The sequence below is a fragment of the Neobacillus sp. NPDC093127 genome (assembly GCF_044754175.1).
In the GTDB taxonomy this organism is placed as follows: domain Bacteria; phylum Bacillota; class Bacilli; order Bacillales; family Cytobacillaceae; genus Neobacillus.
This window is the reverse complement of sequence record NZ_JBIVOP010000066.1, coordinates 1-1,381: the sequence shown is the minus strand read 5'-3', so window position 1 is coordinate 1,381 and position 1,381 is coordinate 1. Positions and strand designations below refer to the sequence as shown.

Sequence of the window (1,381 nt, the reverse complement as noted above, 5' to 3'; positions counted from 1 at the left end):
TTTTTCAAATCATAGGTAGCGTTCTGGTTTCCAAAGGTTTCATCCTTAGAACCCACAACAAAAAACTGTGAGCTCCGCGCCTCTTCCCAGTCCTTCTTCCAATCCCGATGGGTTTTATACTTATTTTCCTCCAAATGAAATTGCTTATGGAACAGCTTTTTGGAGCCAAAACAAATTCGAATTTTCTGTTGCGTTGCATCTGATTTCAGTTTTTCTAATTTCTGAGTTAAGTTACGCAATCTGCGCTTTTTTTGAAATAAATACGTTTTTAGATTCTTGTATTTTTTGGCGAGTTTGAGAAATGACGGTTGAGATGGTGGAAGTTGAAGTAGTTTCTGATGGAGTTGTTCCTTTTGGGCTGTTTTCTTTTCAATCATTTTTTGTAAATAGACTATTTTTGATTCAAGTTCCTGTATATCAATTTTCCTTTTTTCAATATAGGAGGAGACCTTTCCATCAAGCTGAATCCTAACGGAATTAAATTGACGGGCCGTAATCCCGTATTGCGTTAGAAAGGTCTTTTTCAAGGAAGCAGAGGGGAGCCCCTTTAAATGGGTTTGAACAAATAGCTTCCGTTCCAGCATGCCAAAAAACTTCCCGTACTCTGAAAGATACATGTCTGAAGTTTGTTCATGATTCAGATCCATGTTCTTTAGTTTCGTTTGGTAAGTTTGTAACATCCTCAATGACTCCCTTCATCTTATCTTCCAAAATTTTATTTTTGTGACTGCGAATTCCATATAACTTTCCAGAAAAGCTGGCAATGATAGCCATTAAATCGTCGACTAACTCTTCTTGTACAGATCTTTCTTTCGCATGATCATCTAAAATATGAAGTTGGACATGATGACTTTCAAAGTAGATTTGCAAATATTCAAATCCAAATCGAGTAAGACGGTCACGATATCGAATGGCGATATCGGAAATTCTTCCTTCTTGAGCAAGTTTCATCAATTTTACCAGGCCTTTACGTTTGTCATTCAAACCCGAACCAACATCCTCAATAATGGTAATATTTTCGTAAAGGTTCAAATCTAATCTTTCTTTAATACGATCTATTTGTCTTTGTAAATCTCCTTTTACTTTTTGTTCATGTGAAGATACACGTGCATAAATCACTATTTTCCTAGTGGCTGCTCCACCGATGTTCTTGCCGGATAATCGAAGCAATTCGCTTTCAGATAATCTTCTTTTACCATTTGGAGTACGAATAAAACTAGCTTTTCCGGCTTGATCCCAACGTTGTAGTGTTTTAATGGATACACCCAAAATTTCCGCAGCTTCTGACATTCTAAATAACTTTTCCATACCCCTATTATACTACCAAATTAATCCACATGTCTATATATGTCTATATTTATTGAAACTGCTAAAAACCCTT

2 protein-coding genes are annotated in these 1,381 nt (G+C 36.1%); both read right to left on the bottom strand.

Annotation, left to right across the window (positions count from 1 at the left end):
• Positions 1 to 647 (bottom strand): hypothetical protein (locus tag ACIQCO_RS28165; RefSeq protein ID WP_400435489.1); only part of this gene is annotated, 647 nt, incomplete at its 3' end.
• Positions 631 to 1,308, bottom strand: a complete 678-nt coding sequence (locus ACIQCO_RS28160) for an IS607 family transposase (RefSeq protein WP_400435486.1) — start codon at positions 1,306 to 1,308, stop codon at positions 631 to 633. The genes ACIQCO_RS28165 and ACIQCO_RS28160, both read right to left, overlap by 17 nt.
• Between the last annotated feature and the right edge of the window lie 73 nt (positions 1,309 to 1,381).